18 protein-coding genes are annotated in these 17,677 nt (G+C 64.6%); 12 read left to right on the top strand and 6 right to left on the bottom strand.

What is annotated here, in order from left to right:
• Positions 1–5 precede the first annotated feature (5 nt).
• A complete protein-coding gene (locus tag JQ635_RS24750) occupies positions 6–482 on the bottom strand; it encodes a DUF3775 domain-containing protein (RefSeq protein WP_211412389.1) in 477 nt (158 codons plus the stop codon).
• A 132-nt stretch (positions 483–614) separates the two neighbouring features.
• Between JQ635_RS24750 and JQ635_RS24745 the strand changes: the two genes are divergently transcribed.
• From JQ635_RS24745 to JQ635_RS24710, 8 genes are all read left to right on the top strand, one after another.
• Positions 615–1,463, top strand: coding sequence for an MBL fold metallo-hydrolase (locus tag JQ635_RS24745; protein WP_211412464.1), 849 nt, complete (start codon positions 615–617; stop codon positions 1,461–1,463).
• Positions 1,464–1,587: 124 nt separating this feature from the next.
• Entirely contained in the window at positions 1,588–2,430 is an 843-nt protein-coding gene (locus JQ635_RS24740) for a fumarylacetoacetate hydrolase family protein (protein ID WP_211412388.1), read from the top strand.
• 186 nt (positions 2,431–2,616) lie between these two features.
• Positions 2,617–3,228 carry a glutathione S-transferase family protein gene (locus tag JQ635_RS24735; protein WP_211412387.1) on the top strand — a complete coding sequence of 204 codons (612 nt, stop codon included), beginning with the start codon at positions 2,617–2,619 and terminating at the stop codon, positions 3,226–3,228.
• 15 nt (positions 3,229–3,243) lie between these two features.
• Positions 3,244–4,113, top strand: coding sequence for an MBL fold metallo-hydrolase (locus JQ635_RS24730; protein WP_211412386.1), 870 nt, complete (start codon positions 3,244–3,246; stop codon positions 4,111–4,113).
• A 120-nt stretch (positions 4,114–4,233) separates the two neighbouring features.
• A complete protein-coding gene (locus JQ635_RS24725) occupies positions 4,234–5,382 on the top strand; it encodes an alpha/beta hydrolase (protein ID WP_211412385.1) in 1,149 nt (382 codons plus the stop codon).
• A gap of 56 nt (positions 5,383–5,438) precedes the next feature.
• Positions 5,439–6,410 (top strand): iron exporter MbfA, encoded by a 972-nt coding sequence (mbfA, locus tag JQ635_RS24720; protein ID WP_211412384.1) that lies wholly within the window; start codon positions 5,439–5,441, stop codon positions 6,408–6,410.
• A gap of 177 nt (positions 6,411–6,587) precedes the next feature.
• Positions 6,588–8,060: an amidase gene (locus JQ635_RS24715; RefSeq protein ID WP_211412383.1), complete on the top strand. Its 1,473-nt coding sequence runs from the start codon at positions 6,588–6,590 to the stop codon at positions 8,058–8,060.
• A 201-nt stretch (positions 8,061–8,261) separates the two neighbouring features.
• Positions 8,262–8,615, top strand: coding sequence for a nuclear transport factor 2 family protein (locus JQ635_RS24710; protein WP_211412382.1), 354 nt, complete (start codon positions 8,262–8,264; stop codon positions 8,613–8,615).
• A 249-nt stretch (positions 8,616–8,864) separates the two neighbouring features.
• Here JQ635_RS24710 and JQ635_RS24705 read toward each other — a convergent pair whose 3' ends face one another.
• Positions 8,865–9,953 (bottom strand): Zn-dependent alcohol dehydrogenase, encoded by a 1,089-nt coding sequence (locus tag JQ635_RS24705; RefSeq protein ID WP_211412381.1) that lies wholly within the window; start codon positions 9,951–9,953, stop codon positions 8,865–8,867.
• A 45-nt stretch (positions 9,954–9,998) separates the two neighbouring features.
• A complete protein-coding gene (locus tag JQ635_RS24700; protein WP_211412380.1) occupies positions 9,999–11,783 on the bottom strand; it encodes an acyl-CoA dehydrogenase family protein in 1,785 nt (594 codons plus the stop codon).
• A gap of 230 nt (positions 11,784–12,013) precedes the next feature.
• On the opposite strand from JQ635_RS24700, the gene JQ635_RS24695 reads away from it, so the two are divergent.
• Both JQ635_RS24695 and JQ635_RS24690 read left to right on the top strand, forming a co-directional pair.
• Entirely contained in the window at positions 12,014–12,715 is a 702-nt protein-coding gene (locus JQ635_RS24695; protein ID WP_211412379.1) for an SDR family NAD(P)-dependent oxidoreductase, read from the top strand.
• Positions 12,716–12,842: 127 nt separating this feature from the next.
• Positions 12,843–13,673, top strand: coding sequence for an enoyl-CoA hydratase (locus tag JQ635_RS24690; protein ID WP_211412378.1), 831 nt, complete (start codon positions 12,843–12,845; stop codon positions 13,671–13,673).
• Between the two features lie 172 nt (positions 13,674–13,845).
• Here JQ635_RS24690 and JQ635_RS24685 read toward each other — a convergent pair whose 3' ends face one another.
• Positions 13,846–14,736 carry a LysR family transcriptional regulator gene (locus JQ635_RS24685; RefSeq protein ID WP_211412377.1) on the bottom strand — a complete coding sequence of 297 codons (891 nt, stop codon included), beginning with the start codon at positions 14,734–14,736 and terminating at the stop codon, positions 13,846–13,848.
• Positions 14,737–14,857: 121 nt separating this feature from the next.
• On the opposite strand from JQ635_RS24685, the gene JQ635_RS24680 reads away from it, so the two are divergent.
• Positions 14,858–15,694: an oxidoreductase gene (locus tag JQ635_RS24680; RefSeq protein WP_211412376.1), complete on the top strand. Its 837-nt coding sequence runs from the start codon at positions 14,858–14,860 to the stop codon at positions 15,692–15,694.
• Positions 15,695–15,748: 54 nt separating this feature from the next.
• On the opposite strand, the gene JQ635_RS24675 is transcribed toward JQ635_RS24680, so the two are convergent.
• Together JQ635_RS24675 and JQ635_RS24670 are read right to left on the bottom strand one after the other, a co-directional pair.
• Positions 15,749–16,372 (bottom strand): GNAT family N-acetyltransferase, encoded by a 624-nt coding sequence (locus tag JQ635_RS24675; protein WP_211412375.1) that lies wholly within the window; start codon positions 16,370–16,372, stop codon positions 15,749–15,751.
• A 69-nt stretch (positions 16,373–16,441) separates the two neighbouring features.
• The gene (locus JQ635_RS24670) at positions 16,442–16,645 is read right to left on the bottom strand and encodes a DUF1127 domain-containing protein (protein ID WP_211412374.1); all 204 of its coding nucleotides are present in this window, start codon (positions 16,643–16,645) and stop codon (positions 16,442–16,444) included.
• A 110-nt stretch (positions 16,646–16,755) separates the two neighbouring features.
• On the opposite strand from JQ635_RS24670, the gene JQ635_RS24665 reads away from it, so the two are divergent.
• Entirely contained in the window at positions 16,756–17,649 is an 894-nt protein-coding gene (locus JQ635_RS24665; protein ID WP_211405372.1) for a transcriptional regulator GcvA, read from the top strand.
• The last annotated feature ends 28 nt before the right edge of the window (positions 17,650–17,677 follow it).

Raw genomic sequence — 17,677 nt, 5'->3', positions numbered from 1 at the left:
AAAGATCACCGCTGCTTCGTCGGCTCGTCCTCATCCCGCTCGCTGGGATCGGAGGAATCGGCGGTGATGCGCTCGTCGGTCCAGTCGATGCCGAAGGCATCGAGACCATCGGCAAGCAGATCGCCCAGCATCGGCTCGCCGAGCAGGTACTGCACCGTCTCATGCCGGGGCTTGCGATATTCGAACCGAGCCTCCACGGCGCGGGCACGTAAGTCATCCCAATCATCGATCGTGCCGTCGCCACGACCGAGCCAGGTCAGCGCAACGAGATCGACCTGCTCGTCCTCGTTCAGGGCAACGATGAAGCCGCCGAGCTCGCTGGCGACGGGATCGGAGCCGTCATCCTCGAGCACATCGACCGCATCGTCGTCGCTCGGATTCGAGCCCGAATCGGGATCGACATCCCCTTCCTTGACGTCGAATTCGCGCGCCTTCTCGATGATGAAGGCGACTTTCTCGGCGGAAATGGCAAGCTCCGGCATGGCAGCCTCTCTTGGCGTCGCGTTCTCCAGGGTTCCCGCGATAACGCCGCATCGCACCAGATGATCCATTGCGCTTGACGGCGGAAAGTGCGCATGGTTCCGCGCCAAAGCAAGAACATGGGGGCACGCCGCATGCAATGGAAGGTCGGCAGGATCAGGATCACCAAGGTCGTGGAATTGGAGACGATCGGCTCGACCCGTTTCATCCTGCCGCTGGCGAGCAACGAGGAAATCCGCAAGCTGCCCTGGCTGATCCCGCATTTCGCCACCGAAGAGGGCCGACTGAAGATGTCGATCCATTCGCTGGTGGTGGAGACACCGACGCGCCGCATCGTGGTCGACACCGGGCTTGGCAACGACAAGCAGGGCCGTGGCGTCCCGATATGGAATAACCGCACCACGCCGTTCCTCGAGACGATGACGGCGGCGGGCTTTCCGCCTGACAGCATCGACACGGTGCTGTGCACGCATCTCCACGTCGACCATGTCGGCTGGAACACGAAGCTGGTTGACGGCAAATGGGTGCCGACCTTTCCGAAGGCGCGTTACCTCTTCGGCCGCACCGAATACGAGCACTGGCGCGACCATTCCATCGAGCCGGACAAGGCCGCCGTGTTTGGCGATTCCGTGCAGCCGATCGTCGATGCGGACCGGGCCGATCTGATCCCGAGCGATCACCGATTGTCTGACGAGATCAGCATGATCCCGACCCCGGGCCACAGCCCCGGCCACATGAGCATCCTGATCAAATCCGACGGCGAGCAGGGCCTGCTCACCGGCGACGTCGCCCATCATCCCTGCCAGATGGCGCATCTCGACTGGTCCTCGACCGCCGATTCCGACCAGGCGCAATCGGCGGCGACGCGGGCAGCGCTGTTCGGCCGTTTTGCCGACACGGAGACGCTGGTGATCGGCGGGCATTTTTCGGCCGGGCACATCAGGCGCGACGGGGACGCGTTCAGGTTTGTGGCGCTGGCGTAGGTCTCGTGCCCGCCCACCGAATTTCGAAGGCTGCAATGCGCCCCGTTTTCGGCGGTTGAATTTCCCGCCGCCCTGTTCCATGAAGCTATTTAACCGATCGGTCCATCTCCAGGGAGAAACGAGAATGAAGCTTGTTCGTTATGGCGAAAAGGGTGCGGAAAAGCCCGGCCTGATCGACAAATCCGGCCAGTTGCGCGACCTGTCGGCGCATGTGAAGGACTTCACGGGCGAGGCCTATTCGCCGGAGTCCCTGAAGAAGCTGGCGGCCCTCGACCCCGCCTCGCTGCCCGCCGTCTCCGGCAAGCCGCGGTTCGGCGCGCCGGTCACCGGCATCTCGAAATTCATCGCCATCGGTCTCAATTACAGCGACCACGCCAAGGAAACCGGCGCTGCGATCCCGACCGAGCCGATCATCTTCATGAAGGCCAACACCTCGCTCTCCGGCCCGAACGATGCGGTCGAGAAACCGCGCGGCTCGACCAAGCTCGACTGGGAGGTCGAGATCGCCGCCATCATCGGCACCCGCGCCAAGTATGTCTCGGAAGCCGACGCGCTGAACTACGTCGCCGGCTATTGCGTCTGCAACGACGTCTCCGAGCGCGCCTTCCAGATCGAGCGCCTGGGCCAGTGGACCAAGGGCAAGTCGCACGACACCTTCGGCCCGGTCGGCCCCTGGCTCGCGACCAAGGACGAGATCAAGGACGTGCAGAACCTGTCGATGTGGCTCGACGTCAACGGCCAGCGCCGCCAGACCGGTTCGACCAAGACCATGATCTTCTCGATGGCCAAGTGCATCTCCTATGTCTCGCAGTTCATGACGCTGCTGCCGGGCGACATCATCACCACGGGCACCCCGCCCGGTGTCGGCCTCGGCATGAAGCCGCCGACCTTCCTCAATGTCGGCGACGTCGTGACGCTCGGCATCGAGGGCCTCGGCGAGCAGCGCCAGGAGATCATCGCGGCGTAAGGCCTCTGGCCTCATCCTGAGGAGCGCGCAACGCGCGCGTCTCGAAGGATGCGCCACAAACACGGTTGCCCGGCGTTCGCGCCGGGTGACGAGAGACCCTCCCTCGTTGTCCATCTTTCGAGACGCGCGCCAAGGGGGCGCGCTCCTCAGGATGAGGACTGTGTGTCAGGATAGAGGTTATTTCCCATGAAACTCTCCTTCTCCGCCGCCTCGCCCTTTGCCCGCAAGGTGCGCATCGCCGCGATCGAGCTTGGGCTGATCGACAAGATCGAATTCACGCCGGCAACCGTCGCGCCGGGGCAGGCCAACGAGGACTATTCGAAGATCACGCCGCTGAAGAAGCTGCCGGTGCTGATCACCAATGACGGCGACGTCATTTTGGACTCCTACGTCATCGTCGAATATCTCAACGAGATGGCCGGCGGCAGCCTGATCCCGGATTACGGCCCGCGGCGCTGGAAGGCCAAGACCAATCACTCGCTGATCAACGGCATGCTCGATTCCATGCTGCTGTGCCGCTACGAGAAGATGGTGCGGCCGCAGGGCCTGCAATGGCAGGCGTGGTCGGACGACCACTGGAATCGGGCCTGGACCGGCATGGCGCGCTTCGAGAACATGCCCGACGTGCTGAACGGTCCGTTCGACATCTCGCAGATCGGCCTCGTTTGCGTGCTCGGCTATGCCGACTTCCGCTTCGCCGATTGCGGCTGGCGCAAGGCCTATCCGAAGCTCGACGCCTTCCATCAAAAAATGCTGGAGCGGCCCTCCGTGAAGATCTCGGTGCCGCCGGCGGCGTAACTCCCGGGAGTTCTCATGAGCCTCAAATACTCGGTCGGCGATCTCACCATCCATCGCATCATCGAGCAGGAAACCTCGTTCGTCCCGGCGCTGGAGATGCTGCCCGGACTCACGCCCGAGCTGCTCGCCGAGAACCGGGCCTGGATGCGCGAAGCGAAGGCGCTGGATGACCAGGACGTATTGCTGCTCTGCTTCCAGTCCTATGTGGTGAAGACGCCGCACCACACCATCCTCGTCGACAGCTGCATCGGCAACGACAAGCCGCGCCCCAATCGGCCGAAATGGAACATGAAGACCGACGACACCTATCTGCGTGCGCTGAACGCCGCAGGATTCGCGGTCGATGACATCGACTTCGTGATGTGCACGCATCTGCATGTCGATCACGTCGGCTGGAACACGCGGCTTCAGAACGGCCGCTGGGTGCCGACCTTCCCCAACGCGCGCTATGTCTTCGCCAGGCAGGAATTCGATCACTGGTCCGAGCAGAATGCGAAGGCGGAAGTGCCGCCCTTCGCCGACAGCGTGCTGCCGGTGGTCGAGGCCAACAGGCACGAGCTCGTCGGTAACGATCATGAGATCGGCGATCACGTCCGCATCCTGCCGACGCCCGGTCACACGCCGGGCCATATCGCCATCACGATGGGCCGCGGCAAGGACGACGCCGTGTTCTCCGGCGACCTCATGCATTCGCCGTTGCAGACGCTCTATCCCGAGCTGTCGATCAAGTTCGACGTCGATCCGGCCAAGGCAGCAACGACGCGCCGCAGCTTCCTGGAGCGTTATTGCGACACCGACACGCTGTGCTGCACGGCGCATTTTCCTTCGCCGTCGGTGGGGAAGATCAGGCGCAAGGGCAATGCGTTCGAATGTATCGCGGTGTGATTTAGCCGAGATGCCGTAGGGTGGGCAAAGGCGCGCGCTTCGCGCGCCGTGCCCACCACTCCTTATGGTGGGCACGCTTCGCTCTGCCCACCCTACGATTCCACCCGTGTGGAGAACACCATGACATCACTCCCCGACATCCCCTTGCCTGCCGGAATCCGCTCGCGCACCATCGACGGCATCAACGGCTTGCGCATGCATGTGCTCGAGGCCGGCTTCGAGACCAAGGGCCGCCCCTGCATCCTGCTACTGCACGGCTTTCCCGAGCTGGCCTTCTCCTGGCGCAAGGTGATGCCGACACTCGCACAGGCCGGCTATCACGTGATCGCGCCGGACCAGCGCGGCTATGGCCGCACCACGGGATGGACCGCGGATTATGACGGCGACCTCGCGCCGTTCTCTCTCCTCAACCTGGTGCGCGATGCGCTCGCTTTGGTGTCGGCGTTCGGCTACAAGCAGGTCGATCTCGCCGGGCACGATTTCGGCAGTCCGGTCGCGGCGTGGTGCGCGCTGATCCGGCCCGACGTGTTTCGCTCGGTGACACTGATGAGCGCGCCTTTCGGCGGAGCGCCGACGCTGCCTTTCAACACCGTCGATGCGCCGGCAAGGCCGCCAATCGAAGACCCCGTTCATCGCGAGCTCGCCGCGCTGCCGCGTCCGCGCAAGCATTATCAATGGTACTACGCGACTCGTCCGGCCAACGCGGACATGCAGCACGCGCCGCAGGGTGTGCATGATTTCCTGCGCGCCTATTATCATCACAAGAGTGCGGACTGGATCGACAACAAGCCGTATCCGCTCAAGTCCTGGTCCGCAGGCGAGCTTGCAAAACTTCCGACCTATTATGTGATGGACGCCGGCGAGACCATGGCGGAGACCGTCGCCAAAGAGATGCCCTCGCCGGCTGCGATCGCCGCGAACCAATGGCTGCCGGACAGCGACCTCGCCTATTACAGCGCCGAATATGGCCGCACCGGGTTTCAAGGCGGGCTGCAATGGTATCGCTACGGCACGTCGGGCATGCTCAACAGCGAGATGCAGCTGTTTGCCGGCCGCAGCATCGACGTGCCCTCCTGCTTCATCTCCGGCAAGCAGGACTGGGGCACCTATCAGCGCCCCGGTGTATTCGAGGCGATGCAGGGGCACGGCTGCACGAAGATGCTCGGCTGCCATCTCGTCGACGGCGCCGGCCATTGGGTGCAGCAGGAGCAGCCGGCCGAGGTGAGCCGGTTGCTGCTCGACTTCCTGGCCAAGGCCGGCACGGCCTGATTTGACCCGGAAACTGCGGCGCCCTATATAGTTTAGAACCATTCTAAAGGGCTACCGTGAAGAATTTTGCCGATCTGACCGAGCGCGAGGTGCTGGCGGTCGCGATCTCCTCCGAGGAGGAGGACAGCCGCATCTACATGACCTTCGCCGAGGATCTGAAGGAACGTTATCCGGACTCGGCCAAGCTGTTCGAGCAGATGGCCGAGGAGGAGCGCGGCCATCGCCACATGCTGCTGGAGATGTACGAGCAGCGCTTCGGCCAGCATCTGCCGCCGATCCGCCGCGAGGACGTCAAGGGCTTCCTGCGCCGCCGGCCGATCTGGCTGACCAAGAACCTGCCGCTCGACACCATCCGAAGGGAAGTCGAGACCATGGAGCTCGAGGCCGAGCGCTTCTATGCGAAGGCCGCCGAGCAGGCCGAGGACGTCAATGTGCGCCGGCTGCTCGGTGACCTCGCCGAGGCCGAGAAGAACCATGAGCACACCGCAGCCCGGCTGACCGACGAGATCCTCAAACCCGATGTCCGCGCCGAGGAAGACCGCACGCGCCGGCGCATGTTCGTGCTGCAATATGTGCAGCCGGGCCTCGCTGGCCTGATGGACGGCTCAGTCTCGACGCTAGCGCCGCTGTTCGCGGCCGCCTTCGCCACGCATCAGAACTGGCAGACGTTCCTCGTCGGCCTCGCCGCCTCGATCGGTGCCGGCATCAGCATGGGATTTGCGGAAGCCTTGTCAGACGACGGCTCGCTCACGGGACGCGGCTCGCCCTGGCTGCGCGGCGTCACCTGCGGCGCGATGACGACGCTCGGCGGGCTCGGCCACACCGCGCCGTATCTGGTGCCCGACACATGGGCCAACGCGTTCTGGATCGCGACGGGAATCGCCTGCGTCGTCGTGTTCTTCGAATTGTGGGCGATCGCCTTCATCCGCTCGCGCTACATGGACACGCCGTTCCTGCAGGCCGTGTTCCAGATCGTGCTCGGCGGCGCCATCGTGCTGGCGGTGGGGGTTTTGATCGGGGCGGCGTAGTAGGGTTCTCCATCGTCGCCCAATCTCCGCTGTCGTCCCGGCGAAAGCCGGGACGACAACGGAATCTGTGGCGCCTTCTCGTTCCAATTTGCCACACATCAATCGCCATCAAACAGCGGTTGCAGCGCTCGGCCAAACTGCGCATCATCCTCCAACAGCCAGAGCGGGAGAAGCGCCGTGGCCAGATCGGAATGGAGTTTCAAGAGCGCGGTCGAGCTGTCAGCTGCATTGAGCGCGAAGAAGGTCTCGGCGGTCGAACTCGCGCAGGACGCGATTGCCCGTATCGAGCGTCACGACGGCAAGATCAACGCGATCTGCGTCAGGGATTTCGATCGCGCGCTCGGCGCCGCGCGCGAGGCGGACGCCGCATTGGCGCGTGGCGAGCGCAGGCCGCTGCTCGGCCTGCCCTTGACGATCAAGGAATCCTTCAACATCGCCGGCCTGCCGACAACCTGGGGCTTCGTGCCGCAAAAGGATTTCAAGCCCGTGGAAGACGCACTGCCGGTCGCCCGCATCAAGCAGGCCGGCGGCGTGATCCTCGGCAAGACCAATGTGCCGGTCGGCCTCGCCGACTGGCAGAGCTACAACGACATCTACGGCACCACGAACAACCCCTATGATCTCGGCCGCACCCCGGGTGGATCGTCCGGAGGATCGTCGGCAGCCCTTGCCGCAGGTTATTGCGCGCTCGCCACCGGCTCCGACATCGGCGGCTCCCTGCGTGTGCCGGCATTTCATTGCGGCATCTTCGCGCACAAGCCGACTATCAATCTCTGCCCGGCGCGCGGCGAGACCCCGCCGCCATTTCCGGCCCTTCCGCGCGAGGGCGATCTCGCCGTCATCGGCCCGATGGCACGCACCGCTGCGGATCTCTCCTTGCTGCTCGACGTCATGGCCGGACCGGATCCGCTGGAAGCCGGTGTCGCCTACAAGCTCGACCTGCCTGCTGCGCGACATCAGTCGCTGCGGGATTTTCGTGTCCTGGTGATCGACAGCCATCCGCTGCTGCCGACCGACCGGGGTGTTAGCGGCGCGATCGACAAGCTCGCAACCGATCTCGCGAAGGCCGGCGTGACGGTCGCGCGCGAGAGTGCGCTGCTGCCGGATTTCGCGGAGACGTCGCGGCTTTACATGCGCATGCTGCTGGGTTTCCTCGGCGCGTTCTTCCTGCCCGACGAGCTCGCGGATTCGCGGGCACGGGCGAGCCAGTTGGCGCCAGAGGACCGGAGCCTCGGCGCCGAGCGGCTGCGCGGCACGATAGCAAGCCATCGCGCCTGGGTGCTCGACGCAGGCAGCCGCGCCGGCCTGCGTGCACGATGGCGCGCGCTGTTCAAGAGCTTCGACGCGGTGATCTGCCCGATCATGCCGACGCCGGCCTTTCCGCATGATCATTCGCCGGAACAGAGCCTGCGACGCATCAGCATCGACGGCACGGATTACCCCTATTCCGACCAGCTCGCCTGGCCGGGCATCGCGACGCTTCCGGGCCTGCCTGCGACGGCCGTTCCGCTCGGTCTGTCGAAAGACGGCCTGCCGGTCGGCATGCAGATCGTCGGCCCGTGGCTGGAAGATCGCACACCGCTGAAGCTTGCCGAGTTGATCGAGCACGAATTTGGCGGGTTCGTGCTGCCGCCATTATTTGATGATTAGCCTTTATCGTCATTGCGAGACAACGGGTCCGCGCGAAGCGCGGCCCGATGACAGGCTCCGCGAAGCAATCCAGAATCTTTCCGCGGCGACAGTCTGGATTGCTTCGTCGCAAGAGCTCCTCGCAATGACGGAGCAAAACAATTTTGAGATTCCGGGTTCGCGCTTCGCGCGCCCTGGAATGACAGGGAGGGAGGACACACCATGAGCCAGGACCTCGAACAGCTCACCGCGCTCAACCGCGACTACGTCGCTTCCGTGCAGGCCTGCGACGTCAGACGCTTCGACGAGATCCTGGCGCCGGAGTTCTACTGCTCCAATCCCGACAAGACGCTGGTCGATCGCGCCGCCTTCCTGGAGCAGACCGCAGGGCCGATCGCGATCCGCAATCTGCATGAATACGACGTCATCATCCGCATCATGGGCGACTTCGCCATCATCCACGCGGCGACCAGCTACACCACGGCGGACGGCCAGCAGGCGACGGGGCGGTACACCGATTGCTGGGCAAAGAAGAACGGGACATGGCTGGCGGTGTCCGCGCACGTGTCGCGGTGAGCTCTTGATCTGTCCCCGCAATGCGGGGAGAGGTCGACGCCGGAGCGTAGCGCAGGCGGCGGGTGAGGGGCATGGCACACTGCCAGCCACAACGTTGATCTTTGCCGACTGATCCATCATGGAGTCGGAGAGGCCGATTGCGTGGCACTACCCTGCACGGCCCCTCACCCGGATCGCGCCGGACGATGCTGCGCATCGCCGGGGGCGATCCGACCTCTCCCCGCAAAGAGCGGGGAGAGGTGAAAGCGCTCAACTATCAAACACGATCACGCTGCGCAGCGTCTTGCCGGCTTTCATGTTGGCGAAGCCCTCGTTGATCTCGCTGAGCTTCAGCTTCGCCGAGATCCAGTCCTCCAGGTGCAGCCGTCCCCGCAGGTAGAAGTCGACCAGGCGCGGCATGTCGACGCGGAAATGGTTCGAGCCCATCGAGGAGCCCTGGATCCTGCGTTCGCGCAAAAAGTCAAAACCGTGCAACTCGATCTTCTGGCCGAACGGGATCATGCCGACGATGGTGGCGGTGCCGCCGGCGGCGAGCATGCCGAACGCCTGCTCCGCGGTCTCCTTGCGGCCGAGCACCTCGAAGGCATGATGCACGCCGCCATTGGTGAGGTCGCGCACCTGCTTCACGACGTCGCCATCGGCGGGGTTGACGATGTCGGTGGCGCCCAGCTTGGTCGCGAACTGGAGCTTTGCCGGGTTGGTGTCGATGGCGATGATGCGGCCGGCGCCCGCGATCTGCGCGCCGTTGATTGCGGCCATGCCGACGCCGCCGCAGCCGATCACCGCCACGGTCTCGCCGGCCGTTACCTTCGCCGTGTTCACCACCGCGCCATAGCCGGTGATGACGCCGCAGCCGATCAGCGCGGCGAGATCGAGCGGCATGTCCTTGCGAATCTTCACGATGGCGTTCTCATGCACCAGCATCTGCTCGGCAAAGGAGGAGAGATTGAGGAACTGGTGCAGCTTCTCGGGCTTGGACCACTGCATGCGGTTGGAGACGCCCGGCAGCATCTTCACCGTCGCATCGGTGCAGAGCACGGTGCGGCCGGTGGTGCAATTGTCGCAGGTGCCGCAGAACACCGACAGGCAAGTGACGACGTGATCGCCCGGCTTCACGTAAGTCACGTCGGAGCCGACCTGCTCGACGACGCCGGCGGACTCATGCCCGAGCACCGCCGGCAGCGGATGCGGATAGAGGCCTTCCATGAAGTGCAGGTCGGAGTGGCAGAGGCCGGCAACCGCGGTGCGGATCAGGACCTCGCGCGGGCCGGGCTTCGGCAGGCTGACATCCTCGATGACCAGCGGCTGGTTGACTTCATAGAGGACGGCGGCCTTCATCGAACACTCCCTATCGCGTTTTTTTGTTTGATCGCGGCGCGCAGCCTACGCTGCCAGAACCAGTTCGCCAACCTCAGTCATCCCGGCATCGCGATCACCGAGCAGCAGTGCGGCGATCTTCGCCTGCGCGGCATTTTCCGTTAGCCGGAACGGATCGCTTGGCGACACGCGATGGTCGATGACGAGGCGCGACAGCAGCAGCCGGCGTGCGTCGCCGCGCATGTCGTGGATGCGGTACGCCTCCCAGGCCAGCGCGACCGCGCTGGCGACATGATAGAGCAGGCTCGTCGCACGCCGCGCATCGGCCTCGTTCTCGGACTTGCCCGCGACCTCGCGCGCGAAGACGACCGCACGATCGACGAGCCCGCTCAAATTGTCGCGCCAAGCCTGCGGCACGGAGGCGCTGTCGTCGAGCCGCGCATGCAGATCTGCCGCGAGCGCGGATTCCGCGCCATGGCGACCGACCGCACGCCGGAGCGCGTCGATCGCGACGATGTTGCCGGTGCCTTCCCAGACCGAGCCGAGATGCGCATCGCGCAGCAGGCGGGCGGTGGCGAATTCCTCGATATAGCCGATGCCGCCGCGCATCTCGAGCGCATCGCCGCAGACTTTTCGGGCATCGCGCGTGGCGCGGAATTTCAGCGTCGGGGTGAGAATGCGCAGCAGCGCCGCCGCGTCCTGGCTGCCGGCTTCGGCGCGGTCGAGCGCGTCGGCGGTGAGAAAGCTCATCGACAGCGCCTGCTCGACCGGCAGCATGATCTTCAGCATCTGCCGCCGGCCGAGCGGCAGGTCGATGATGCGCTGGCCGAACACGACGCGGTTCTTCGCCACTGTCATCGCGTCGTGATAGGCACGGCGCATCAGCGCGGTGGATTTGACGCCGTTGGAGAGCCGCGACGAGTTCACCATCTCGGCCATCTGCACGAAACCGCGGTCGAGCTTGCCGACGGCGTAGGCGATCGCGCCTTCGAGCTTGATCTCGCCTGAGGCCATCGAGCGCGTGCCGAGCTTGTCCTTGAGGCGCACGATCCGGTAGTGGTTCTGCGAGCCGTCATCGAGGAAGCGCGGCATCAGGAACAGGCCGACGCCGCGCGTGCCGGGGCCGGCGCCTTCCGGGCGCGCCAGCAGCATCACCACCTTGGCATCGGCATTCGAGCAGAACCATTTTTCGCCGTAGAGGCGCCAATGGTCGCCCTCCTGCACCGCGCGCGTGGTCAGCGTGCCGACATCGGAGCCGCCTTCCTTCTCGGTCATGAACTGGCCGCCTTGCGTCAGCTTGCTCATGTCGGTCGAGGTCAGTCCGTCCAGATATTTCGCCTTCAGCGCTTCGCTGCCGAAATTCGCCAGAAGTTTCGCACAGCCGTCGGTGACGTTGATCGGGCAGCCCATGCCGAATTCGGTCTGGTTGAACAGGAAGGTGAAGGCATGCTTGGCGACAACAGGGTATTTGTCCGGCCAGCCCATGATGCCCTTGCGGATCGAGAGCGCGTGGATGCCGAACTGGCCGAACGCGGCGTTCTCCAGCTCGCGATAGGCCGGATGATATTCGATCGACTGCACGTCGCGGCCGAACTTGTCGCGCTGATGCAGCACCGGCGTGTGCCGGTCGGCGAGCCGTGCGCACTCGTCGAGCCGGCCACCGGCGAGCTCGCCGAGGCGATCGAGATGCGGCTCGATATGGCGGAACAGATTGTCCGGAAGGTGGATGCGGAGCAGGTCCGTCAGCGCCGGATCGGCGCGATAGAAATTCATGCCCGTGGTGTCGGGTGCCAGCAGGCCGGATTGCCCGGCCGCGACATGTTTCGGCTGCGCGGTGACCGGCTTGTGCATGATCGTCCTCTTCGTTTCCGCCTTACGGACATTTTGCGCTGTTTTGGCGCTTGCCGCTTTGGATGATGTCGATCATGCTCCAGCCAGGAAGCGCGATAAAGCCGCAAATTGTCAGGGAGGCATGATCGCCGTGAAGGAGCAATTCGCTCTGCGGAATTGTGATCGACCCGGCTGGTTGTCCGCGCGGCGGATGCATAGATCAGCGGCTTCCCGTCCTGAGAGATCACGTCATGGAACACCCGAAATACAAGATCGCGCTCATTGTTGGTGCCGGTGAAGGCCTCAGCGCCTCGCTGGCCCGGCGGCTGTCCGCGCAAGGCATCCGCGTCGCACTAGCCGCGCGAAAAATCGAAAAGCTAGGCGCACTCTGCAGTGAGACCGGTGCAAAAGCCTATGCCTGCAACGCCACCGAGCCTGACGAAGTCGAGCGGCTGTTCGGCCTGGTCGAGCGCGAGATCGGCACGCCTGATCTCGTGGTCTACAATGCCAGCGGCCGCACGCGCGGGCCGTTCGTGGATCTGATCCCGGCCGACGTCGCACAGGCGATCGCGGTCAGCGCCTATGGCGGCTTCCTGGTGGCGCAGCAGGCGGCCAAGCGCATGCTGCCGAACCAGCACGGCGCGATCCTGTTCACCGGCGCTTCCGCCAGCGTCAAGGGCTATGCGCAGTCGGCCTCCTTCGCGATGGGCAAGTTCGCGCTGCGAGGGCTGGCGCAGAGCCTGGCGCGCGAATTGTCGCCGCAAGGTATCCATGTCGCGCATTTCGTCATCGACGGCGGCATTCGCAGCGCGGCGCGCACGGAAGCCCCGGACAAGCCGGACTCGATGCTCGACCCCGACGCCATCGCAGCGAGCTATTGGAACGTGTTGCAGCAGCCGCGTAGCGCCTGGAGCTGGGAGCTGGAGCTGCGGCCCTGGGTGGAGAAGTTTTGAAGTCGTCATTCCGGGGCGATGCGAAGCATCGAACTACGGTGCGCAATTGCGCACCTGAGAATCTCGAGATTCCGGGTCTGGTCCTTCGGACCATCCCGGAATGACAGTAATAGCAAGGGGAGGCGACATGACCACGGAAACCACCATCGACACCGGCACCAGCGAGCTCCTCTGCACCATCCGCGACCGCGTCGCTGTCATCACGCTGAACCGGCCGGAGGCGCGCAATTCGCTGTCGGATGCGCTGACGCCGGCGCTGCGCACCATGATCCGGACCTGCGCCGAGGATCCGAACGTCGGCGCGCTGCTGCTCACCGGCGCGGGCGAAGCGTTCTGCGCCGGCGGCAACGTCAAGGGCATGGGCGCGCATCGCGATCCCAAAAAGCTGGAGATGTCACTGGACGATCGCATCGCCGATCTGCAGGAGCGGCAGCGGCTGCTCACCGGCGCGCTGGTATCGGTGCGCAAGCCGACCATCGCCGCACTCCCCGGCCCCGCGGTTGGCGCCGGGCTTGCCATCGCCATGGCCTGCGACATCCGCATCGCCGCGCAATCGGCCTTCGTCGCCACCGGCTATGCCCGCATCGCGCTCAGCGGCGACTACGGCATCGCCTGGCTGCTGACCCGCATCATTGGCACCGCGCGGGCGCGCGAACTGATGTTCACCGGCGATCGCGTCGACGCCGCGCGCTGCGAAGCGATCGGCCTCGTCAACCGCGTCGTGCCCGACGACAAATTGCAGACTGAGGCGTTCGCGCTGGCAAGATCGCTGGCCGAAGGCCCGCGCCTCGCGCTGCGCTACATGAAGGACAATCTCGACGAGGCCCTGCTGTTCGACTTCGAAACCGCCAGGGATCACGAAGCCGAGCGACTGGTCCGCCTCACCACGACCGCCGATCACAAGGAAGCGGTGCAGGCGTTTATCGAAAAGCGGAAGGCGGTGTTCACGGGGAAATAGGCATCCCGGCGGGTGCCACACACTCGGTGTCGTCCTGGCGAAAGCCAGGACCCATACCGCGTGATCTCTCGGTGGGTCTCGATCGCCGTACCGAACTCCGTGTCTTCGTCAAACCACGCCCTGTGGTAATGGGTCCTGGCTTTCGCCAGGACGACTCGGAGAGAGAGTGCAGCTACTTCGCTGGCGCCCGCGCAAAATCCACGAACGCGCGCAGCGCCGCCGGCAACTGCCGCCGGCTTGGGTAGTACAGGAAGAAGCCGGGATAGGCCGGGCACCAGTCGGTGAGCACGCGCACTAGCTTTCGTTTGGCGAGCAGCGCCTCGACCTGCTGCTCGAAGACGTAAGCAAGGCCGACGCCGTCGAGCGCGGCATCGACCATCAAATCCTGGTCGTTCATGGTCAGCGGCCCCGTGACATCGATGGCGAGCTCGATGCCGCCGCGCTCGAACTCCCAGTGATAGAGCGCGCCTGACGTGAAGCGATAGCGGATGCAGGGCAGGCCCTTCAGGTCGTGCGGTGTATTCGGCGCCTTATGGGATTTGAAAAAGGCGGGCGCGCCGATCACGGCAAAACGGTGCCGCGGGCCGATCGGCACGGCGATCATGTCGGCGGCAATGGTTTCACCAAAGCGGACGCCGGCATCGAAGCCGGCCGCGACCATGTCGATCAGGGAATCGTTGATGACGATCTCGACTCTGACGTCGGGGAACTCCTTCAGGAAGCGCGTCACGATCGGCAACAGCACCAGTTGGGCGGACTGGCGCGCGGCGGTGAAGCGCAGCGTGCCGGCGGGCTTGCCGCGGAAATTGTTGAGGTCCTCGAGCGCATCGTCGATGTCGCGAAAGGCCGGCGTGATGCGGGCGAACAGTCGCTCGCCCGCTTCCGTGAGCGCGACGCTGCGGGTGGTGCGGTTGACGAGCCGCAGGCCCAGCCGCTCCTCGACATTGCGCAAAGCGTGCGATAGCGCGGACGGCGTGACGCCAAGCTCGGTCGCCGCCGCGCGAAAACTGCGGTGGCGGGCGATGGCAAGGAAGGTCGCAAGGTCGGACGGATCGATCCGCATTGATGAATTATGCTCACTAGCTTACAGACTATATAGCAGATTATCTCAGCTATGGCGAGAAGCTACACCTTGCCCATCGGCTTCGGCACATCGCCGGGGCGCAAATGGAAAGGGCAACATCATGCGTGTCTGGTTCATCACGGGAGCGTCCCGCGGATTTGGTGCTTTGATCGCGGAAGCCGCCTTGAAGGCCGGCGACGCCGTGGTCGCGACCGCCCGCGATCCATCGACCGTCACCGCGCGGCTCGGCACGCATGAGCGACTGCTGGCCACCCGGCTCGACGTCACCAGCGAGGCGGAAGCACACGAGGCCGCAGGCGCGGCCGTGAAAAAGTTCGGGCGCATCGACATCCTCGTCAACAATGCCGGCTACGGCCTGCTGGGCGCGATCGAGGAAGCCAGCGATGCGGAAACGCAAAAGCTGTTCGGCACGAACGTGTTTGGCCTGCTCAGTGTCACCCGCGCGGTGCTGCCGCATATGCGGCGCCAGCGTTCCGGCCACGTCATCAACATCTCGTCTGTCGGCGGTTACGCAGGTTTTCCCGGCTGGGGCGTCTATGGCGCGACCAAATTCGCGGTCGAGGGAATCAGCGAGGCGCTGGCCGGCGAAGTCGCGCCGCTCGGCATCAAGGTCACCGTGGTCGAGCCGGGCTTCTTCCGCACTGACTTCCTCGACGAGACCTCACTGTCGCGCACCGCCGTGCAGATCGAGGACTACCGTGACAGCGTCGGCAAGACCCGCGCGCATGCGGCCGACGTCAATGGCGGCCAGCGCGGCGATCCGCGCAAGCTGGCGCAGGCCTTCCTGAAGCTGGTCGATGCGAAAAACCCGCCGCTGCGCCTGCCGCTCGGCAGCGACACCGTGGAGCGGATCGAGGCGAAAAACATCCTCGTCGCGCGCGAGCTCGCGGGGTGGCGATCGGTCGCAATCTCCACCGACTTCACCGACGACGCTTGAGTGAAGGCAAAAAAAGCCCGGCTCTGGCTTCGCCAGGCCGGGTTCTGAGTGGTGTCAGGCCGAGGCTGAGGGGCTGTCGGCCTGACGGGAAAGGGCGGCGAGGCGCCAGCTCGCACAGGGAATGTCTTTCGGCGCGACACTGATCTCCTTGTCGAAGCGCACCAGCTTCAAGTCGTCAGGATGATTGACGAAGGCGAAGCCGGATTTGCGCGCCAGCGACACCATGGCCTCGTTTGAGCGCAGCGTGTCGCCGAACATGTGCTCAGCGCCCAGCGCGGCCGCGCGGCATTCGAGGTTCTTCATCAGCGCAGTGGCGATGCCGTGGCCGTGCCAGCGGTCATCAACCGACAGGCCGAATTCAAGCGTGGAAGTCTCGGCATGTAACGCATAGCGCGCCTCGGCGACGATGGTCTCGAAGCCATCGACCATCATGGTCGCGACGACAGTGAAACGTTCACGCTCGCCGACCTCGAGGAAATCGTGCAGCAGGCCCCTTGGCAATTCGCTGATCGCGCCGAAGAAACGGTTGTAGCGGGAGCGGGTCGAGAGCGAGCGGAAATAATGCTGGAGCTCCTCGGTGTCGCGCGGCTCGACGAAGCGAACGTTGAGCGGCTCACCCTGCCGGGTGCGCAGCGTGTCCGAATATTGCTTGAAGTCTTCGAGGCGGAGAATGCTCATGACGCATGCCCTTCACGAAAAGGGACCGCCGGCGCCCCTGTCATCAGGCGGCGCCGGCCTGGCGGCCAATCAGGCCCGCCAGAAGGGTTTGTCGGCCTCAAAGGCAATGTCGCTCCAAGACAGGCCGACGTCGTGGAGGTCGCGGGCCGTCCAGTTGGCGAGCTCGCGCCGGGTGCGATAGCGCTCGTGCCAGACGTGGAGGGTCTCGCCGATCTGGTGGATCAGGCTCGGCGCATGAAGATTTGTCATCGAATTCTGGGTCAACGTAGACATTTTCAGCTCCTGGAGCTAAGTTGGCCGCTAATATCAGCCTCCTGACGCGCTGCGACAAACGACAATTTGTACCCTTTCGCATGAAATAGCGTCATGTATCCTGCTGCCAAATGACTGCCAGATTGCCCTCCCTGAACGGATTGCGGGCGTTCGAGGCCGCCGCGCGCCATCTCAGCTTCACGCTGGCGGCCAGCGAGCTGAACGTGACCCAGACCGCGATCAGCCATCAGATCCGCAGACTGGAGGAGGAGCTCGGCATCCGCCTGTTCATCCGGCAGAACCGTGCGCTGGCGCTGACGCCGGAGGCGCGAGACTATCTCCCGGGCGTGCGCGCCGCCTTCAACGACCTGCGCCTTGCCACCGACCGCCTGCTGCGCAAGGACGACGACAAGGTGCTGACGGTCTCGACAATCGCCTCGCTTGCCGCAAAGTGGCTGCTGCCGCGCCTGACCGATTTCCAGGAGAGCCATCCCGGCATCGACGTCCGCATCACCACCTCGACCAGCCTCGTCGACTTCCAGCGCGACAATGTCGATGTCGCGATCCGCTACGGCCGCGGCCAATGGCCGGGCCTGCGCGCCGACTGGCTGATGGCGGACGAGTTGTTCCCAGTGTGCAGCCCCTCGCTGCTGCGCGGCGACAAGCCGCTACGTCGTCCGGAGGATTTGAAGGACCACGTGCTGCTGCACACCAACGTTAGTGACGACTGGCGGCTCTGGTTGACCGCGGCGGGCCTTTCGGCCGGCATCTCCCGGCAGCCCGGCATCACCTTCGATATGACCTTGATGACGGTGCAGGCGGCGATCGACGGCATGGGCGTGGCGATGGGACGGACCTCCTACGTCCAGGACGACATCGCCAAGGGCCGGCTGGTGGTCCCGTTCAAGATCGCGCTGCCGGCGGATGCGGGGTTTTATCTGGTCTCCCCCGACGGCCGTCGAGAGGCGCCGAAGCTCACCGCGTTCCGCCAATGGATCCTCGCTGCAACGCAAAATAAAGCCTGAAAAATCATCAGCTTCCTCCGGAAAACCG

This window comes from Bradyrhizobium iriomotense (assembly GCF_018130765.1).
Taxonomy (GTDB): Bacteria; Pseudomonadota; Alphaproteobacteria; order Rhizobiales; family Xanthobacteraceae; genus Bradyrhizobium; species Bradyrhizobium iriomotense_A.
The sequence above is the reverse complement of the archived record's forward strand: the minus strand, read 5'-3'. Positions and strand labels throughout refer to the sequence as shown.

Coding starts and splice junctions, on each gene's coding strand:
- JQ635_RS24750 (WP_211412389.1), bottom strand. CDS start 482: ATGCCGGAGCTTGCCATTTCCGCCGAGAAAGTCGCCTTCATCATCGAG.
- JQ635_RS24745 (WP_211412464.1), top strand. CDS start 615: ATGCAATGGAAGGTCGGCAGGATCAGGATCACCAAGGTCGTGGAATTG.
- JQ635_RS24740 (WP_211412388.1), top strand. CDS start 1,588: ATGAAGCTTGTTCGTTATGGCGAAAAGGGTGCGGAAAAGCCCGGCCTG.
- JQ635_RS24735 (WP_211412387.1), top strand. CDS start 2,617: ATGAAACTCTCCTTCTCCGCCGCCTCGCCCTTTGCCCGCAAGGTGCGC.
- JQ635_RS24730 (WP_211412386.1), top strand. CDS start 3,244: ATGAGCCTCAAATACTCGGTCGGCGATCTCACCATCCATCGCATCATC.
- JQ635_RS24725 (WP_211412385.1), top strand. CDS start 4,234: ATGACATCACTCCCCGACATCCCCTTGCCTGCCGGAATCCGCTCGCGC.
- JQ635_RS24710 (WP_211412382.1), top strand. CDS start 8,262: ATGAGCCAGGACCTCGAACAGCTCACCGCGCTCAACCGCGACTACGTC.
- JQ635_RS24705 (WP_211412381.1), bottom strand. CDS start 9,953: ATGAAGGCCGCCGTCCTCTATGAAGTCAACCAGCCGCTGGTCATCGAG.
- JQ635_RS24700 (WP_211412380.1), bottom strand. CDS start 11,783: ATGCACAAGCCGGTCACCGCGCAGCCGAAACATGTCGCGGCCGGGCAA.
- JQ635_RS24695 (WP_211412379.1), top strand. CDS start 12,014: ATGGAACACCCGAAATACAAGATCGCGCTCATTGTTGGTGCCGGTGAA.
- JQ635_RS24690 (WP_211412378.1), top strand. CDS start 12,843: ATGACCACGGAAACCACCATCGACACCGGCACCAGCGAGCTCCTCTGC.
- JQ635_RS24685 (WP_211412377.1), bottom strand. CDS start 14,736: ATGCGGATCGATCCGTCCGACCTTGCGACCTTCCTTGCCATCGCCCGC.
- JQ635_RS24680 (WP_211412376.1), top strand. CDS start 14,858: ATGCGTGTCTGGTTCATCACGGGAGCGTCCCGCGGATTTGGTGCTTTG.
- JQ635_RS24675 (WP_211412375.1), bottom strand. CDS start 16,372: ATGAGCATTCTCCGCCTCGAAGACTTCAAGCAATATTCGGACACGCTG.
- JQ635_RS24670 (WP_211412374.1), bottom strand. CDS start 16,645: ATGTCTACGTTGACCCAGAATTCGATGACAAATCTTCATGCGCCGAGC.
- JQ635_RS24665 (WP_211405372.1), top strand. CDS start 16,756: ATGACTGCCAGATTGCCCTCCCTGAACGGATTGCGGGCGTTCGAGGCC.